Below are 17,505 nucleotides of genomic sequence, written 5' to 3'. Positions count from 1 at the left end.
GTGCCGTGATCTTCGGGCGCTCGAGGCGCAAGGCCGGGGACGCCGGGGCGATCGTGGAGTTCTGGGCGTGGTGGCCGACCGTCCGCGACGCCGCCGAGGCCGCGATCTCGACCGGGGACTGGGGCCGGCTGACCCCGCAGTTCAACCGGCGGATCGAGGCGATCCACCCGGGCCTGCAGTGGGAGTTCACCAGCGGTACCACCGCCAGACACGCCCTCGTGGTGTCGCCCGCCGGCGACGCGGAACTCCGCCCGGTCGCCGCCCGCTGGGGCGCCCTCGCCCCACCCGCGGACGCGACCTGGGAGTATCTGACCGCTCGCAAGGCCAGCCCGGAGGTGTTCGCGGCGACGATCGAGCTGGGCCAGGGGGTCAAGCTCGACCTGGCCGGGATGCGGTTCGCCTTCGCCCGCGGGGGCGAGTCGCCGGAGATCGACGTGGCCGCCTACCACCCGGGCTTCGCCATGCTGGAGGAGGGCGCCCGCGGCCAGGTGACGTTCCTGTCGCTGGACTGGCTGCTCGGCGAGGACGGCGTCGAGGAGTGGATCGGCGCGATCTCCTGGGTGACGAAGGAGCCGCCCGGCGCGGCGGTCCCGGCCGAGCTCGCGGCGGCGGTGGAGGCGCTGCGGGAGGAGTACCGCACGCCCCAGTGGGTGTTGATGAGCTCGGAGCTGCCCGACGGCAGCCCGGTGATCGCCACCGCGCAGCGGCCGCTGCGGCCGGTGCGCTGGCCCCGGTTCGACACGCACGTGGCGATCACGCTGCCGTACCGGCACAGCAACCCGGCCGGGCTGCCCGAGTCGGCGTCGCTGACCGCGCTGCGCGAGTTCGAGGACACGGCGCTGTCCACCGCGGCCGGCTCCGACGGGGTGCTGCTGGCCCACGAGACCAGCCGGGGCGCGCGGACGCTGCACTACTACGTCGACGCCGACTCCCCCGCCGCCGACGACCTGGCCGAGGCGGCCGGCTGGTGGCCGGACGGCCGGGCCCGGGTGGAGCGGCACTTCGACCCGGGCATGGAGCGGATCCGCCGCTTCCGGTAGCCCGCCCGGCCGGTAGGGTGCGCCGGTGATCAGGCAGCGGGTCGCGAGGTGGCTGACCGAACTGTTCGCACCGGCGGTGCTGGTGTCCGTGCTGCTGGTGCTGCTGGGCGTGCACAGCGAGCCCGGCCGGCTCGGGCGGGGGCTGGCGCTCGGCGTGGTGGCCGCGCTGTTCGAGAGCGTGCTGCCCTTCCTGTACATCCTGCGCGGGGTCCGCACCGGCAAGATCACCGACCATCACATCGGCGACCGGCGGCAGCGCCTGGTGCCGCTGCTGGTCGGGCTGGGGTCGGTGGTCGCCGGGCTGGCGGTGCTGCTGCTCGCCCACGCCCACCGGGAGCTGCTGGCCGCGGTCGTGGCCGGCGGGGTCGGGCTGGTGGTGGCGGCGGCGGTCAACCACTGGTGGAAGATGTCGGTCCACTCGGCGGTGGCGGCGGGCGCGGTCGTCATCCTGGCTCTGGTGTACGGCTGGCCGATGCTCGCCGCGGCGCCGCTCGCGGTCGCGATCGGCTGGTCCCGGGTGGAGCTCAAGGATCACACCGCGGCGCAGGTGGTGGTCGGCACCGTGGTCGGCGCGCTGGTGGCCGGAGGGGTGTTCTCCGCGCTCCGATAGCATCGGGGTGAACCCGTCCCGTCCGACGCTTGGGAGCAGCCCGTGTCCGCTGTGCGCTCGAATACCGAAGCCCCACCGCGCATCGTGGTCACGGCCGGCACGACGGCGGCGGCCGCGGTCGCCGCGGCCGGCCTGCCCGCCAGCGGCCCGAAGGCGATCGTGGTGGTCCGCGAGGACGGCGGCCGGCTGCGCGACCTGGACTGGGCGCCGGAGGCCGACACCGAGGTCGAGGCGGTGGACCTGGCCAGCCCGGACGGGCTCAACGTGCTGCGCCACTCGACCGCGCACGTGCTCGCCCAGGCCGTGCAGGACGTCTTCCCCGAGGCGAAGCTGGGCATCGGCCCGCCGATCGAGAACGGCTTCTACTACGACTTCCAGGTCGGCAAGCCGTTCCAGCCCGAGGACCTCGACAAGCTCGAGAAGCGCATGCAGGAGATCATCAAGTCGGGCCAGCGGTTCCGCCGCCGCCGCTTCGACTCGGTCGAGCAGGCCAAGGCCGAGCTCGTCGACGAGCCGTTCAAGCTGGAGCTCGTCGATGTCAAGTCCGATGTCGACACGTCCGAGGTGATGGAGGTCGGCGGCGGCGAGCTGACCATCTACGACAACCTCGACGCGCAGTCGGACAAGGTCTGCTGGTCCGACCTGTGCCGCGGCCCGCACCTGCCGACGACCCGGCTGATCCAGGCGTTCAAGCTGACCCGCAGCGCCGCGGCGTATTGGCGCGGCTCGGAGAAGAACCCGCAGCTGCAGCGCATCTACGGCACCGCGTGGCCGACCCGGGACGCGCTCAAGGAATACCAGCGGATGCTGGAGGAGGCGGCCCGGCGCGACCACCGCAAGCTCGGCGCCGACCTCGACCTGTTCAGCTTCCCCGACGAGCTCGGCTCGGGCCTGGCGGTGTTCCACCCGAAGGGCGGCATCATCCGCCGCGAGATGGAGAACTACTCGCGGCAGCGGCACGAGGAGGCGGGGTACTCGTTCGTCAACACCCCGCACATCACCAAGGGCCACCTGTACGAGGTCTCCGGCCACCTGGACTGGTACGCCGACGGCATGTTCCCGCCCATGGAGGTCGAGGGCGCGAACTACTACCTCAAGCCGATGAACTGCCCGATGCACGACCTGATCTACCGCTCCCGGGGCCGCTCCTACCGCGAGCTGCCGCTGCGCATGTTCGAGTTCGGCACGGTGTACCGCTATGAGAAGTCGGGTGTGATCCACGGCCTGACCCGGGTGCGCGGCATGACCCAGGACGACGCCCACATCTTCTGCACGCCCGAGCAGATCGAGAGCGAGCTGGCCTCCCTGCTGCAGTTCGTCCTGGACCTGCTGCGCGACTACGGCCTCACCGACTTCTACCTCGAGCTGTCGACCAAGAACCCGGACAAGTACGTCGGCTCCGACGAGGTGTGGGAGACCGCCACGGAAACCCTGCGCCGGGTCGCCACCGAGTCCGGCCTGGACCTCGTGCCCGACCCGGGCGGCGCCGCCTTCTACGGCCCGAAGATCTCCGTGCAGGCCCGCGACGCGATCGGCCGTACCTGGCAGATGTCCACCATCCAGCTGGACTTCAACCTGCCGGAGCGCTTCGAGCTGGAGTACCAGGCGGCCGACGGCTCCCGCCAGCGCCCCGTCATGATCCACCGGGCACTGTTCGGCTCGATCGAGCGCTTCTTCGGCGTCCTCACCGAGCACTACGCCGGCGCCTTCCCGGCCTGGCTGGCCCCGGTGCAGGTGGTCGGCATCCCGATCCGCGCCGACCACGCCGACTACCTGGCCGCCTTCGCCGACCGCCTGCGCGCCGAGGGCATCCGGGTCGAGGTCGACCACTCCGACGAGCGCATGCAGAAGAAGATCCGCAACGCCCAGCAGCAGAAGATCCCGTTCATGGCCATCGCCGGCGACGACGACGTCACGGCGGGCACGGTGAGCTTCCGGTACCGCGACGGCTCGCAGCGCAACGGCGTGCCGCTGGACGAGGCCGTCGCCCACGTGGTGTCGGTGGTCCGCTCCCGCACCAACGACGGCCCGTCCGCCCCCGCACCCGCGGACTCGGCCGCGTGACCAACCCCGGCGTCCCCGACGAGCTGGAGCGGCTGTGGACGCCGCACCGGATGGCGTACATCCAGGGTGAGAACCGCGCCGACGACCACGACCAGCCGGCCGGGTGCCCGTTCTGCCGGGCCCCCGGCCTGCCACCGGACGAGAGCCTGGTCGTGGCGCGCGGCGAGGCGGTCTACGCGATCCTCAACCTGTATCCGTACAACCCCGGCCACCTCATGGTCGTGCCGTACCGGCACATCGCCGACTACACGGACCTGACCGTGCCGGAGACGGCCGAGGTGGCCTCGTTTACCCAGACGGCGATGCGCGTCATCCGGAAGGTGAGCGGCGCGCACGGCTTCAACCTGGGCATGAACCAGGGCGCGGTGGCGGGCGCGGGGATCGCCGCCCACCTGCACCAGCACATCGTGCCGCGGTGGGGCGGGGACACGAACTTCATGCCGGTCGTGGGGCGCACGAAGGTGCTGCCACAGTTGCTCACCGACACCCGGTCGCTGCTCGCCTCGGTCTGGCCGGCGGTTCCCGCTTCGGCCTGATCCCGTGCGGGCACTTTTCGCCGCCCCCGCGTCGACGAACATCCGGACCTCACCAACGGCCTGCACCCGTCTGCCCGTGACACTGTCACGCTGCTGACCGTGACAGTGTCATGCTGCGCACCGTGACAGTGTCATGCTGCGCACCGTGACAGTGTCACGGTCAGCGGAATGGGCCAGGTCCGCGCTGGTGGTGTATGCGCTGGCCAGCGCTTGATGGCGTTGGTTTGATGTCGGGCGGCAGGCGATGGCCAGCCGAGGCTGGGCGCCAGGCGGTGCGGCAAGCCTTCCTCGCCCTACAGGCCCGACGGACGCTGCCCGGCGGCCAAAAGTCTCCGTGATCATGATGCCCGCCGTGGCCGCGGCACGGGTTTTTCATGATCCCGGAGACTTGTGGTACACGGGTGTACATCAACCTTCCACGATCATGAAAAACCGTTGGTGTCGTCCGCGGGTGCGGCATGATCGCGGAGACTTTCTGTCGCTGCGCTGTGCTCTGCGGCGTGCAGCTGGGCAGGGCCGAGGCCAGGGCCGGTGTGGGCGAGCCGGCGCGAGGCAGCTCAGCCAGCGAGGAGGTCGACGCGCTGCACCGTGGCGAGGGACCACGCCCTGCGCCGCGGTAACCGTGACACTGTCACCGTCAGCAGCGTGACACTGTCACGGTCGACCACCCGCAGCCCGCGACGAATGCGACCAACGTGGCGAATCCGCCGTCGCGCCGCGCCGCCGCGATCTGGGGGCCAACGCCCTACGCTGCAGTAACCGTGACACTGTCAGCGTCGGTGGCGTGACACTGTCACGGTCAACCACCCAGCCCGCGACAAACGCGCCAAACGCGACGAACCTGCCGTCACGCTGCGGGGCTGCGACCTGGGGCAACGCCCTGCGCCGCGGTGACCGTGACACTGTCACCGTCAGCAGCGTGACACTGTCAACCACTCAGCCCGCGGCGAACGCGACTAACGCGCCGTCGCCCTACGCCGCCGCAACCTGGGGCCGACGCCCTACGCCGCGCCGACCGTGACAGTGTCACCGTCAGCGCCGTGACACTGTCAGGGTCCGGCGCCGTGACACTGTCACCGTCCGGCGCCGTGACACTGTCACCGTCCGGCGCCGTGACACTGTCACGGTCGACCGAGCGCGCCGCGACGAGCGGGCCCGGCGTCGTGCACTGCGGCGACCGAGCCCGCTGTCGCGGCGGGTGGGTGGTGGCTCAGCGCTTCCAGAACGCTCCGCGGGCCGGGGGGTTGGGCTGGCGGCCCGTTGCCTTGTCGAGTTCCTCGAGGACGAAGCGCCACAGTTCGTCCAGGGGGCGGGCCGCGATCGCTGCCGGCTTCAGGGCCTCGGCGAGGGGCTGCAGCTGGGGCATTGCCAGTGCGGCCAGCCGGGAGCCCAGGTCCTCCAGCAGTTCCCGGCGCTCGAACTCGTTGCGGTCCTCCGCGGCGCGGAGCCGGGCGGCTTCCTGCGCGGCGAGTTCGCGGATGTCGGCCTCGGCGGGGCGGGGCTCCGCCGCCGGCACGCGGGAGGCGGCCGGGGCCATCATTCGCGAGCTGCCGCGGCTTCGGCCGGCGAGCTTGCGCAGCATGCCGCCGCCCGCGCCGGCCGGGGGCGCGCCGGTCGGCATCGGTGGTGCCATCGGGGCCGGCATCGCGACCGGCATCGCCGCGAAGGAGGCGCCGGTGGCCGCGGCCGCGGCGAGTGGTTGCAGGGGCGGCGGCGGTACCGCGGACGGCAGCCGCCAGCCCGAGGGCGTCTCGACGGGCTGGGTCACCTTCCGCGGCTCGTTGCCCTCGGTGACGACCCGGCTGTCCACGGCGACGAACGCGGTGAACCGGCATAGTACCCCGAAGCGCAGGGACGTCTCGGTGATGCGGGGCTCGAGCCGGGCGGTGTCGTGGGTGCCGGAGACGTACCGGTCCTCGAGGTCGCGCAGCAGCGCCCGCGCCCACACCGCGCTCAGGGCCGTGTTGTCGTGCCGCTCGGCCGGTACCGTGACCGACCAGGGCCGGCCGTCGCGCGTGGTGCCGCGCACGGTGAGCGTGCCGCCGATCGGGCCGCGGTAGCGTCCGGCGAGCACGAACGGTACCCCCGGGAAAATGTCGGGCAGGCGGGCGGGTGTGCGCGTGTCGTCGATCAGCTGCAGGCCGTCGGCGTCGATCGTCACGCCGGTGACGGCGGGCGCGCCGATGCGGCGGTGGATGTGGTCCATGGCCTCGTCGAGCCGGTCCTCGCTCTCGACCAGTTCGCAGCGGCCGCCGCCGGCGATCGCGAGCCGCCCGAGGAACCCGGCGTTGACGGCACGATCGATGCCTACCGTGTGTACGCGCACGTCGCGCAGCGCCGCCGACACGGTGCGCAGGATCTGGTCCTCGTTGCCGACCTGTCCGTCGGTGACGAGGACGAGCACCCGGTCGCGGCCGGCGCTCTCGTCGTGGTTGAGCAGGCGCAGGCCGTCGAGCAGCGGCTGGAGCAGTTCCGTGCCGCCGCGGGCGTCCATCCGGGCCAGATGTTCCACCGCGCGATAGCGATTTCGGTCGGTACCGCCGGAAAGCCCCTCCCCCAGCGCCGGCGGCGTCTCGACCCGGTCGTCGAAGGCCAGGACGGCGAACCGGTCCGACGCCCCGAGGGTGTCGACGATCCGCGCCGCCGCCCGGCGGGCCGCCACCATCTTCCAGCCGCCCATGCTGCCGGAGCGGTCCAGCAGCAGTACGACGTCCTTCGGCCGCGGCGGCGCGTCGGCCTCCGGCGGGAGGACGGTCAGGCGGTAGGTGCCCTCTTCGCTCTCCGCGTCCGGGGCCAGGGCCAGGCTCTGGGTGCCCGGGCCGTACGCCAGGCGCAGCACGAAGTCGCGGTCGGCGCGTTCTCCGGGCAGTACCGAAACGTGGTTTTCGGTATTCGCGACGGCGTGCAGGCTGGAGCGGACGTCGCCGAGCGGCAGCCCGGCCGGGTCGATCCCGACGTCGATGGACAGCCGCAGCGGGTTGGGGAAGCCGGACAGCAGCACCGGAGGACTGATCCGCGAGGCGTCGGGGACGGCGTCGGTGTCGAGCGCGTACCCGTCGCCGACATTGTCACCGTCGAGCGGGGCGCCGGGGATGTACCGCGGGGCGACCACGAGCGGGAAGCGGTACGTCGCCTCGCCGTCCTCGAACGCCAGCGGTCCGACCAGCGAGAGCCGGACGCTGACCCGTTCGCCGGGCAGGATGTTGCCGACCCGCATCGTGAAGACGTCGGGCCGCTCCTCCTCGGCGATGGAGGCCCGCTGCCCGGCCGCCACGGCCGCGTCGTAGGCCTCGCGCGCCGCGCCCCGCTCCTGCAGTTCGGCCTCGATGACCCGCCCGTCGGCGGTCATCGCCATCCGCACGACGGCGGCCCGGTCCGGGAGCGGGAAGATGTACGTCGCCTCGAGCGGCTGCCCGTGCACGTTGACGAACTCCTGGGTCAGGTCGGTCCGCGCGACCAGCCCGGTGATCGCGCCGCGCACGTCGAGCCGGTCGAGCGGCAGGTTGCCCCGCTCGGTGCGCAGCGCACCGAGCCCGGCCTCATCGGCGACGGGCGCGGCGACCGCCCGCGCCTCCTCGTCGGTCATCGTCGCGAGTCTCATACGGCGTTCCCTCTCTTCTGCGTCCGACCGGCCGGTTTGCTGTCGTCATCGATGTCTGGGTCCTGGTGCCTGGTCCTGCTGCCTTTCCGTACCGCCTCGCTCCGGCGGCCTTGTCGCTTCGCTACCGCCGTGGCTGTGATCGGCGGCCCGTCCTCGCCCGCGGCCTGCTCGTCCTTGCCTGCGGCCGGTTCGTCCTGGCCAGCGGCCTTGTTGCGTCCGGCTGCTGCTTCGCTTTGGCGTGTGGCACTGCTGATCCGCGCGCCGTCGCTTGTTCTCTGTGCGCCGTCGCTTGTCTTCTGCGCGGCCTGGCTTGTTCGCTGCGCGCCGTCGGTTGTCTTCGGCGTGCCCTGGCTTGTCTTCGGCGTGCCCTCGCTTGTCTTCGGCGTGCCCTCGCGGGCGCCTGCGGCATCTCGCGCGTCGTTGACAGTGTCACGGTCCTTCGCGCTGACACTGTCATTCACTCGGAGCAGACCGCGGGCGGCGAGTACCTCCATCAGGTCCCGCGCGGCAGCCCGAATCACCGGCAGGTCCGCGCGGGCCGGCGCGGCCGGCAGCAGCAGCACGGCTCCTCCGCCGAGCGGCAGCCCGGTCAGCAGCCCGTCGCCGCCTCTGCCGGTGACACTGTCAGCCTCCAGCGGCCCCTCGCCGCCTCTACCCGTGACACTGTCAGTATCCGGCGGCCTCGTGCTGCCTCCGCCCGTGACACTGTCAGCATTCGGCGGTCCCTCGCGGCCTGCGCCTGTGACAGTGTCAGCATCCGGCAGCGCCGCAGCGCCCCCGATCGTGACAGTGTCAGCATCGAGTGGTCCCGCGCCGCCCCCGACGGTGACAGTGTCAGCGTCGGACCCCGTCGGGCCCCTTCCAGTGGTGACAGTGTCAGCATCCGGCGTGGCTACGGCTGCCCTCTTCGGTGCGATCACTGCCGCCTCTGGTGCAACGACAGAGGCAGCCTGCGACGGCGCGACAATGGACGCCCCATCCGGCTCCGGCCGCCAAGGCGCCGAGTCTTCCTCCTGCTCAGAATCCGGCCACGGCACCTCCCAGAACCGCCGCGGCGTTTGGGGTGGTGGCGGTTCGCCCGGGGGCGGCATGATCTCCAGTAGCTGCTCGGCGGGCGTGAGCGGGACCCTGAATGCCACCCCGCGCGGCAGGTCCGCGATGCGCAGCAGGACTTCATCGGGCGCGTTGAGCAGCTCGGCCTGGATGTCCGCGATCCGGTAACCCTGCGACTGCCTGCGCTTGATCGCCACGAGTTGCAGGAGCTGCCGGTCGCCGTAAAGCGCCATCCGCCCTCGTGTATTCGGCCGGTCGACCAGCCCGAGGGTCGTGTACCACCGCACGGTCCGTGCGTCGGGCACGTCTTGCACCCGCCCGTTGGGCGGTCCCTCGTAGAAGGTCCGATCGAGCAACTCGGCGACCATGCCGATCAGCTCGTCGAGCGTCCACTGCGTAGCGGCCATACTGTCATGGTGACACTGTAATCGTGACACTGTCAACGTCGATTCGCAGACTCTTGCCCCGCACGCCTCCAAGCGCTGTTCTTCCTGGTCACAGCCACTTCGACACCGTCATGCGACACTGTCAGATAGCCAAGTGCTGGCCACGACCGTGACAGTGTCATGCGATCCGGGGCCGGACCGTGACAGTGTCATGCGATCCGGGGCCGGACCGTGACAGTGTCATGCGATCCGGGGCCGGACCGTGACAGTGTCATGCGATCCGGGGCGGGACCGTGACAGTGTCGGCGTCAGCCGTTGCCGGCGGGGGCGAAGGTGACGCTCTTCGTCTCGACGGTGCCGCCGCGGCGACCGGGAGCGGTCTGCCAGTCCCAGTACATGTTGGTGTGCACGATGACCTGCTCCGGAGACGGCGCGCCGTACTCGGTGAGGTCCTCGGTCGTGTGGGCGTCCCCGACCAGGGTGGCGTCGTACCCCCGCACCAGGGCCCCGTGCAGCGTCGAGCGGATGCACGCGTCGGTCTGCGCGCCCGTGATCACGAGCCGGCCCACCCCACGCTCGGCCAGGCGCTCCTCCAGGTCGGTGCCCTCGAACGAGTCGAAGTAGCTCTTGTGGACCAGCGGCTCGCTCTCCCGGCGGACCAGTTCGGGCACGTATTGCCAGCTCTCGCTGTCCCGCGGCAGGTTCTCGTCGTTGTGCTGCACCCAGACCACCGGCACGTGCTCGGCGCGCGCCTTGTCGAGCAATGCGTTGATGTTCGCGATGACACTGTCACGGTTGTGGGTGTGGTTCACCGTCCCGTTCTGGACATCGATGACGAGCAGCGCGGTGTGCGGCCGGTCGGGCAGGGTCGTCATGGCGTCTCCTGGTTCTCGTCCTGGGCTGCGCCTCCACCTTAGGCCCGGCCTGCCGGTCGTGCGGGGCAGCGCCCGTTCGCCGGCAAACCGCACTCCGCGCTCCGCGGGGTCGCAGAGATCGCACCGATGGCGGCTGCCGCCGCCGGCCGGGAGCACGTGCGGCGACCGTGACAGTGTCACCATCGGCGACCCGCAGCAGCGACCGTGACAGTGTCACGGTCGACGACCCGCGCGTAGCCACCGTGACACTGTCACGATGCCGCACCGTGACAGTGTCGCTGTCACTGTCACTGTCACTGTCACTGTCACTGTCGCGGTCGCGGTCGCGGTCGCGGTCGCGGTCGCGGTCGCGGTCGCGGTCGCGGTCGCGGTCGCGGTCGCGGTCGCGGTCGCGGTCGCGGTCAGTGTCACTGTCACGGTCGCTGTCACTGTCACGGTCGACGCCGGCGGCCCCGCGGTGGCGAGCGTGACAGTGTCGGTCGCCGCGCCCGGGACAGCACACGGACAGGGCGCGGAGGACAGGAGCAAGGCGCGGAGAGCAGGAGAGGGACGACGTGGGCGGCGCGGCCGATGAGGCTGCCGGGCGGCGGAGGCTACAGCGTGCTGTCCGGCAAGCGGGGTAGCCGGACCTCCGCGCGTACGCCCGGGCGGGCGTCGGTCAGGCGGACGGTGCCGCCGTGGCGGCGGGTCAGTTCGCGGACGATGGCCAGGCCCAGGCCGCTGCCGCCGGCGTCGCTGGCCCGGGCGTCGTCGAGGCGGGCGAAGCGGTCGAAGACGCGTTCGCGGAGGGGGGCCGGGATGCCCTCGCCGTCGTCGGTGACCGTGACGAGGACCTCCGACTGGGACTCGGCGGTGACGGCCAGGACGACGCGGCGGCGGGCGTGGCGTACCGCGTTGTCGATCAGGTTCAGGGCGATGCGGTGCAGGGCGTCCGGCTCGCCCTCGGTCCACAGGGACTCGCCGGGCTCGACGGTGACAGTGTCGTACCGCTTCGCCAAGGTTGTCAGCAGCGTCCGTAGTTCCACCGGTTCCCGCGGGGCGCGGCGGGGGTCCGAGGCGTCGGCGCGGGCCAGCAGGAGCAGGTCGTCGACCAGCCGGGTGAGGCGGTCCAGGTCGGCCAGGACGTCGTCGGAGACGGCGGCCCAGTCGCCGAGTTTCTGGGCCACCTCGATCTGGATGCGCATCGAGGCGAGGGGGCTGCGCAGCTCGTGGGCGGCGTCGGCGATGAACGAGCGCTGGCGGGCGCGGGACACCGCGAGGCGGTCGAGCATGTGGTTGAGGGTGATGGACAGGCGCTGGATCTCGTCGCTGGACGGGGGGACGGGCAGGCGTTCGTCGGTGGCGGCGCCGGTGATGCGCTCGGCGCCGAGGCGGAGGCGGTCCAGCGGGGAGAGTGCGGCGCCGACGACACGCCAGGCGATGATCACCAGGATCGAGACGAGGAGGGGGTACGTCACCCACAGCGCCGTGCGCAACAGTGTGAGACTGCGGTGGTAGTCGCTCAGTGGTACGCCGACGAGGATGATCCGGCCGTCGGGGACCTGGCGGGCGGTGACGCGCAGCAGGTCGGGCTGCAGGGCGCGGTCGCCGGGGACGTTGACGCGCTGGCCGTTGAGGGCGGTTTGGACTTCCGGGCCGCGCAGGAGCGGTACCAATAAATCGGCATTGCGGTCGCCGGCCACCACGCGGTGCTGGGTGTCGAGGATCTGCACGACCTGGCCGGCGGGGGCCGGCAGCGGTTCGGGGAGCTTGCCGCCCTCTTCGAGCAGGGCGGCGATCTCGGTCGCGGTGCTGTCGGCGGCGCGGTCGAGGGTGCCGCGGAAGCTGTACGTCATCGCGGTCGCCATGGCGACGCCGGCGATGGTCAGGCCGACGATGAGGCCGCTGGTGCCGAGCAGGACCAGGCGGCCCCGCAGCGACAGGGATGCCCACCATTTCATGTGCGCAGCCGGTATCCGGCGCCGCGGACGGTCTCCAGCAGGTCGCGGCCGAGCTTGCGGCGCAGGTAGCCGACGTAGACCTCGACGGCGTTGGGGGCGGTGTCGACGCTGGCGTCCCAGACGTGGTCGAGCAGTTCGGTCTTGGACACGACCTGGCCGGGGCGGCGCATGAGGTACTCCAGCAGGGCGTACTCCCGGGCGGTGAGCACGATCTCGTCGCCGCCGCTGGTGACGCGGCGGCGGGCCGGGTCGAGGGTCAGGTCGCCGACGGTGAGGACGCTGGGGCGCTCCGGGGCGCCGCGGCGCAGCAGGGCGCGGAGCCGGGCGACGAGCACGACGTACGAGAACGGCTTGGTCAGGTAGTCGTCGGCGCCGCAGTCGAGGCCGTCGGCCTGGTCGTACTCGCCGTCCTTCGCCGAGAGCATGAGCACCGGCACCCAGTTCTTCTCCGCGCGCAGGGTCTGCACCACCCGGTACCCGGACAGTCCGGGCAGCATGATGTCCAGGATCACGGCGTCGTACCCGCCGTGCCGGGCCAGCTCCAGGCCGTTGGGGCCGTCGCCGGCCACGTCGACGGCGAAGCCCTCCGCCTGCAGGCCCCGCTGCAGCGCGTGGGCCATGCGCATCTCATCCTCTACCACCAGCAACCGCACGCCTCACAGCGTGGCATGCTCCGCTGTGGTGAGACACAGGCAGTCTCAGCCATGTCACAGCCGGCTTCGAGCACGATGGTTGGCAACAGGAGGTGTACCAATGTCCAACTTCACGTCACGACCCGTCCTTCGGTGGGCGGTGCCCGCGGCTGCTGCGGTCGCTGTGGTCGGTGCTGGCGTGGCAGCGAAGACCCTCGCCGTCGCCGCCGAGCCCGACCTGCCGCCGCGCACCGCCGCGCAGCTGCTGGTCGACCTGCAGACCGCCCAGCTCGACGGTCTGTCCGGCACGGTGGTCGAGCGCGCCGACCTCGGCCTGCCGGCGATCCCGCTGCTGACCGGTGACCAGAGCGCCAAGCTCACGTCGCTGGTGTCCGGCAAGCACACGCTGCACGTGTGGTACTCCGGCCCCGACAAGGGCCGGGTGTCGCTGCTGGGCACGCAGGGCCAGAGCGATGTCATCCACAACGGCGACGACACTTGGATCTGGGACAGCCAGTCCAAGGAGGCCCAGCACTTCACGGGCCAACCCGACAAGGGCAAGCCCGGCGCGGTACCGTCGCCGTCGGACCTGCCGAAGTCCCCGCAGGAGGCGGCCGACCTGGCCTTGAAGGCGATCGACCCGACGACCCAGGTCTCGACCGGCAACTCGGCGAAGATCGCGGGCCGCGACGCCTACGAGCTCATCCTCCGCCCGCGCGACACGAGCGCGCTGGTCGGTGAGGTGCGCCTGGCCATCGACGCCCAGGAGAAGCTGCCGCTGCGGGTCCAGGTGGTGCCCCGCGGCACCGCCGAGCCCGCCTTCGAGGTGGCGTTCACGCAGGTCAGCTTCGCCCGCCCGGACGACGCCGAGTTCGTCTTCAACCCGCCCGCGGGCACGAAGGTGACGGAGCAGGACCCGGCGAAGGCGCAGCAGGAGCAGCAGGACAAGGCGCAGCAGCACTCGGGTGCCGCTGCCGACAACCTCAAGAGCACTGTCATCGGTACCGGCTGGTCGTCGGTCCTGGTCCTGCGCACCTCGGACGCCGCCGCGAACGCGACCGGCTCCCCCGACGCGCAGAAGGCCCAGGAGGCCCTCGGCCAACTGCCGCTCGGCAACGGCGGCCGCACTTTCAACAGCAAGCTCTTCAACGTCCTGTTCACCGACGACGGCCGGGTGCTCATCGGCTCGGTCACGCCGGACAAGCTTGCCCAAGTGGCCAGCGACCCGGCCGCCGCACTGAAGTAGCCCGCCGCGCCGCATCAGTGCCGGGAGGGGACCGTGGCTCAGGCCACGGTCCCCTTCCCGTTCGCCCGCCCCGCCTCCACGCCCCGCACCCCCACCGACGTGCGCCCCGCGACGCCGCCGCGCGCCGCCACTGCGACACACCGCCACTGCCCGCCCGGTTCGGCCGCTACCGCCGCATCGTTTCCGCGCGCGCACTGAGAGCGGGGCCAACCGGGGGTCGCGGTGGGCCGGGAGCCGGGCGGATCGACAGCCGCGCAAACGAGGAGCGGGCCAACCTAGGGCCACGGGCCGAGGCCGACGCCGAATCCGAGGACCGAAGTCGGCTGAGGCGAGCGCACCGGGGCCGGTCGGCGACCAGAACTTTCCGCGATCATGCCGTAGTCGCCGCCCGTATCGCGGGTTTTTCATGATCGTGGAAGATCGATGTACTCATAGGTCAATGCCACTTAGCTTAAGTTGATCTTGTGGTGAGGGTGATGGTGGCTGGCCCGGCGTGGCGTACGCCGATGTCGGTGGCCCGTTTGACCCGGTAGCTGTTGTGCCGGCCGCGTTTGACCACGCGGGGGTAGCTGCGGTGGCGGCGTGGTGGGTTGAGGTGCCGGCGGTCGGTGATGTCGGCGTGGACCCTGGCGAGCAGTTGTGGCTGGTGCTCAGGGGGAAAATGCCGCCGGGTCGTCGATCCGGCGGCGCACGATCCGTACCGTGCGCAGGAACTTGACCCGGTCGGGGTCGATACCTGCCTCGGTCGCGGCGTGGCAGATCAGGGCGCTGATCGCGTAATGGGTCAGCAGGTAGCCGTAGATCTCCTGGACGACCAGGTCCGGGCTTTTCGAGCGCAGCACCCGGCCCGGTCCGCGCAGATGGGTCTTGAGCTGGTCGTTACCGGTCTCGTGCTCCCACCGGTCGTGGTAGGCCGCGGCCAGTTGCGTCGCGGCGGCGGCGGCCGGGTCGACGATCGTGGTGATCAGCCGGATCACCTCCGCGCCGGGCTCGCGGTCGCTGGAGCCGCGGTCAGGGACGGTGTACTCCACCACCCGCACCACCACCGCCTCATCCGGGTCCAGGCCGGCCCCCGCCGCGGCCGCGGCCTGCAGATCCCGACGGCGGAACCGGCTCTGGATCTTCGGGTTGATCAGCACCGACCGGTACGACCCGTCCGGCAACTCCCGCAGCACCGGCAGCAGCAGACCGGACTTGACCCGCCACAGCAACTGCGTCCCACCCCGCCGGGCGGCGTTCCAATTGGCCAGGCTGTAGAAGTTCCGGTCAGCCAGCAACAGCCAGCCACCGCCCAACCCGGTCAGCAACCCCCGGGCCACGGTCAGCTCACCCTGACCCGCCCGCCCCACCGCCGCAGCGACCACCGCATGCGACCCGCACTCCGACACCGTCACCACCCGCACCTTCGACAACGCCGCCCCACCCGACCCGAACCCGAACCGGGCAGCGTTCTCCTCGCTGTCCGGCGCGTCCCACTCGAACCCGTCAATCGCCATCAACCGCCACGGCCCGAGCCACGCACCCCGCGTCAACTCCGACGCCACCGGCACCGCCACCCGATCGAACAACTCCACCACCGGCGCCGACCCCAACCGCTGCCGCGCCTGCGTCAACCCACCCGACGTCGGCACCGACCACGCACCATCCCAACACCCCCACCCCAGCAACGTCCCCGCCAACCGGGCCGCGACCTCCTCATAGTCCTCATCAGCAAACAACGCCAACGCCATCACGAAATACACCACCACATGCGGCGGCAACTTCCCACCCGAACGCCGCGCCGCACGACCCGTCACCGCCACCACCTCATCCACCACATCCCGCGGCACCGACGACGCCAGCACGCCCAACGAAATCCAGTCCGTCAACAACCCCCGCACCAACCGCTGCACCATCCGCGGAAACTAACCCGCCCACGCCACAACCCAACCACCAACACACCACCACCCAAAGATCAACTTAAGCTAAGTGGCATTGACTCATAGGTACCTTAAGGTTCCGCGATCATGAGAAACCCGCCGCGCGTCAGCGGAAGTCGCATGACCACGGAGAGATTTCGTTCGCTCCCGCCGCACGACCGTGACAGTGTCACGGTCGCACGGTGACACTGTCACGGTCCGACGGTGACAGTGTCACGATCGCGGACGTCGCAAAACGGCTGCGGCCCGGCCACTGCCCACGGTGACACTGTCACGATCGCGGAGCCGGGTGGATCGGATAAAGCTGGACAAAATGAGCAAAAGGGCCGAGCAAGGGCCGAGCAAGCCGGGCGAATCAGGCGAATCAGGCGAATGGCCTAGCACGAGGGGCAAAGGCCGCGCGGGAGGGACGAGGGCCTCGGCGAGGTGGGGCTAGGGCGGGCAGGAAGAAGGCCGGCCCTGTGGGGGCCGGCCCGGGTGGGTGGGTCAGGCGGATTCGTGGTTGGGGTCGGGGTCGAAGACCGATGGGGGGACGCCCGGGGAGCCGGTGAGCTCGCGGGCCGACTGGTCGCCCGAGACCTGGGCGGCGGCTGCGGCGGCCTCCGCGTTGGCGGCGGCTGCGGCCTCCTCGGCGGCGCGGCGGGCCTCCTGGACTTCCTCCGACTCGGCCTCGGCGATCGAGCTCTCGTCGACGTGGCGGGTGCGCTCGGCGTTGGACATCTGGCCGATGCCGCCCAGGGCGCCGCCGATGCCCTCGAGGGCCTTGGTCAGCTCGACCGGCAGGATCCACAGCTTGTTGGACTGGCCGGCGGCGATCTGGGGCAGGGACTGCAGGTACTGGTAGGCCATCACCTTCGAGTCCGGGTTGGCCAGGTGGATCGAGTCGACGACCGTGCGGATGGCCTTGGCCTGGCCTTCGGCGGTCAGGATGCGGGACTGGCGTTCGCCCTCGGCGCGCAGGACCGCGGCCTGCTTCTCGCCCTCGGCGGTGAGGATCTGCGACTGCTTGAGGCCCTCGGCGTGCAGGATGGCGGCGCGCCGGTCCCGCTCCGCGCGCATCTGCTTCTCCATGGAGTCGCGGATGCTCGGCGGGGGCTCGATCGCCTTGATCTCCACGCGGGTGACCTTGATGCCCCAGCGGCCGGTGGTCTCGTCCAGCACGCCGGAGAGGTGGCGGTTGATCTCGTCGCGGCTGGTGAGGGCCTTCTCCAGGTCGAGGGAGCCGATCACGTTGCGCAGCGTGGTCACGGTCAGCTGCTCGATCGCCTGTAGGTAGGAGAAGATCTCGTAGGTCGCGCGGACCGAGTCGACGACCTTGAAATACAGCACCGTGTCGATCGAGACGACCAGGTTGTCGGAGGTGATGACCGGCTGGGGCGGGAAGTTGACCACCGCCTCGCGCTTGTCGACCTTGTTGCGCACCGAGTCGACGAAGGGCACCAGGATGTTCAGGCCCGGCGTCAGGGTGCGGCTGTACTTCCCGAGCCGCTCCACCACGAACTCGACCTGCTGCGGTACGACCTTCACCGACTTGGCCACGGTGATGATGCCGATCAGGGCGACGGCGATCACCAAGATGGCCAGGAGCGTGCTTGCGTCCACT

13 protein-coding genes are annotated in these 17,505 nt (G+C 71.2%); 6 read left to right on the top strand and 7 right to left on the bottom strand.

Features of this window, described 5'->3' with window-relative positions; genetic code table 11:
- The first annotated feature begins 5 nt into the window (after nucleotides 1–5).
- The 4 genes from ACQPXD_RS09965 to ACQPXD_RS09950 are packed head-to-tail and all read left to right on the top strand — an operon-like array spanning nucleotide 6 to nucleotide 4,250.
- Complete coding sequence (locus tag ACQPXD_RS09965) at nucleotides 6–1,040, top strand: DUF695 domain-containing protein (protein WP_432836999.1); 1,035 nt, start codon at nucleotides 6–8, stop codon at nucleotides 1,038–1,040.
- Nucleotides 1,041–1,065: 25 nt separating this feature from the next.
- On the top strand, nucleotides 1,066–1,650 hold the full coding sequence (locus ACQPXD_RS09960; RefSeq protein ID WP_432836997.1) for a phosphatase PAP2 family protein: 585 nt from the start codon (nucleotides 1,066–1,068) through the stop codon (nucleotides 1,648–1,650).
- A gap of 51 nt (nucleotides 1,651–1,701) precedes the next feature.
- Nucleotides 1,702–3,714, top strand: a complete 2,013-nt coding sequence (thrS, locus tag ACQPXD_RS09955) for a threonine--tRNA ligase (RefSeq protein ID WP_432843759.1) — start codon at nucleotides 1,702–1,704, stop codon at nucleotides 3,712–3,714.
- 50 nt (nucleotides 3,715–3,764) lie between these two features.
- Entirely contained in the window at nucleotides 3,765–4,250 is a 486-nt protein-coding gene (locus tag ACQPXD_RS09950) for an HIT family protein (protein WP_432843758.1), read from the top strand.
- Nucleotides 4,251–5,460: 1,210 nt separating this feature from the next.
- Here ACQPXD_RS09950 and ACQPXD_RS09945 read toward each other — a convergent pair.
- The 3 genes from ACQPXD_RS09945 to ACQPXD_RS09935 form a co-directional block, all read right to left on the bottom strand.
- Nucleotides 5,461–7,851, bottom strand: coding sequence for a VIT domain-containing protein (locus ACQPXD_RS09945; protein ID WP_432836995.1), 2,391 nt, complete (start codon nucleotides 7,849–7,851; stop codon nucleotides 5,461–5,463).
- Nucleotides 7,848–9,311 (bottom strand): MerR family transcriptional regulator, encoded by a 1,464-nt coding sequence (locus tag ACQPXD_RS09940; RefSeq protein WP_432836993.1) that lies wholly within the window; start codon nucleotides 9,309–9,311, stop codon nucleotides 7,848–7,850. Before ACQPXD_RS09940 ends, ACQPXD_RS09945 begins: the two co-directional genes overlap by 4 nt.
- Before the next feature lie 287 nt (nucleotides 9,312–9,598).
- On the bottom strand, nucleotides 9,599–10,165 hold the full coding sequence (locus ACQPXD_RS09935; RefSeq protein ID WP_432836991.1) for a cysteine hydrolase family protein: 567 nt from the start codon (nucleotides 10,163–10,165) through the stop codon (nucleotides 9,599–9,601).
- Nucleotides 10,166–10,421: 256 nt separating this feature from the next.
- Between ACQPXD_RS09935 and ACQPXD_RS09930 the strand changes: the two genes are divergently transcribed.
- Nucleotides 10,422–10,739, top strand: coding sequence for a hypothetical protein (locus ACQPXD_RS09930; RefSeq protein WP_432836989.1), 318 nt, complete (start codon nucleotides 10,422–10,424; stop codon nucleotides 10,737–10,739).
- A gap of 19 nt (nucleotides 10,740–10,758) precedes the next feature.
- Here ACQPXD_RS09930 and ACQPXD_RS09925 read toward each other — a convergent pair whose 3' ends face one another.
- Nucleotides 10,759–12,105, bottom strand: a complete 1,347-nt coding sequence (locus ACQPXD_RS09925; RefSeq protein WP_432836987.1) for an ATP-binding protein — start codon at nucleotides 12,103–12,105, stop codon at nucleotides 10,759–10,761.
- Nucleotides 12,102–12,758, bottom strand: coding sequence for a response regulator transcription factor (locus ACQPXD_RS09920; protein ID WP_432836985.1), 657 nt, complete (start codon nucleotides 12,756–12,758; stop codon nucleotides 12,102–12,104). Before ACQPXD_RS09920 ends, ACQPXD_RS09925 begins: the two co-directional genes overlap by 4 nt.
- 178 nt (nucleotides 12,759–12,936) lie before the next feature.
- On the opposite strand from ACQPXD_RS09920, the gene ACQPXD_RS09915 reads away from it, so the two are divergent.
- Nucleotides 12,937–13,983: a LolA family protein gene (locus ACQPXD_RS09915; RefSeq protein ID WP_432836983.1), complete on the top strand. Its 1,047-nt coding sequence runs from the start codon at nucleotides 12,937–12,939 to the stop codon at nucleotides 13,981–13,983.
- 650 nt (nucleotides 13,984–14,633) lie between these two features.
- Here the strand turns inward: ACQPXD_RS09915 and ACQPXD_RS09910 are convergent.
- Nucleotides 14,634–15,878: an IS4 family transposase gene (locus tag ACQPXD_RS09910; RefSeq protein ID WP_432827932.1), complete on the bottom strand. Its 1,245-nt coding sequence runs from the start codon at nucleotides 15,876–15,878 to the stop codon at nucleotides 14,634–14,636.
- A 510-nt stretch (nucleotides 15,879–16,388) separates the two neighbouring features.
- Entirely contained in the window at nucleotides 16,389–17,504 is a 1,116-nt protein-coding gene (locus ACQPXD_RS09905) for an SPFH domain-containing protein (protein WP_432836981.1), read from the bottom strand.
- Nucleotide 17,505: the final 1 nt, after the last annotated feature.

Origin of the sequence: Dactylosporangium sp. CA-092794, from assembly GCF_050948465.1 — a bacterium.
Lineage (GTDB): Bacteria > Actinomycetota > Actinomycetes > Mycobacteriales > Micromonosporaceae > Dactylosporangium.
Note: the sequence above shows the minus strand (reverse complement) of the source record. Positions and strands in the feature narration are given on the sequence as shown.

Coding starts and splice junctions, on each gene's coding strand:
- ACQPXD_RS09910 (WP_432827932.1), bottom strand. CDS start 15,878: ATGGTGCAGCGGTTGGTGCGGGGGTTGTTGACGGACTGGATTTCGTTG.
- ACQPXD_RS09930 (WP_432836989.1), top strand. CDS start 10,422: ATGCCGCACCGTGACAGTGTCGCTGTCACTGTCACTGTCACTGTCACT.
- ACQPXD_RS09940 (WP_432836993.1), bottom strand. CDS start 9,311: ATGGCCGCTACGCAGTGGACGCTCGACGAGCTGATCGGCATGGTCGCC.
- ACQPXD_RS09945 (WP_432836995.1), bottom strand. CDS start 7,851: ATGAGACTCGCGACGATGACCGACGAGGAGGCGCGGGCGGTCGCCGCG.
- ACQPXD_RS09950 (WP_432843758.1), top strand. CDS start 3,765: ATGGCGTACATCCAGGGTGAGAACCGCGCCGACGACCACGACCAGCCG.
- ACQPXD_RS09935 (WP_432836991.1), bottom strand. CDS start 10,165: ATGACGACCCTGCCCGACCGGCCGCACACCGCGCTGCTCGTCATCGAT.
- ACQPXD_RS09925 (WP_432836987.1), bottom strand. CDS start 12,105: ATGAAATGGTGGGCATCCCTGTCGCTGCGGGGCCGCCTGGTCCTGCTC.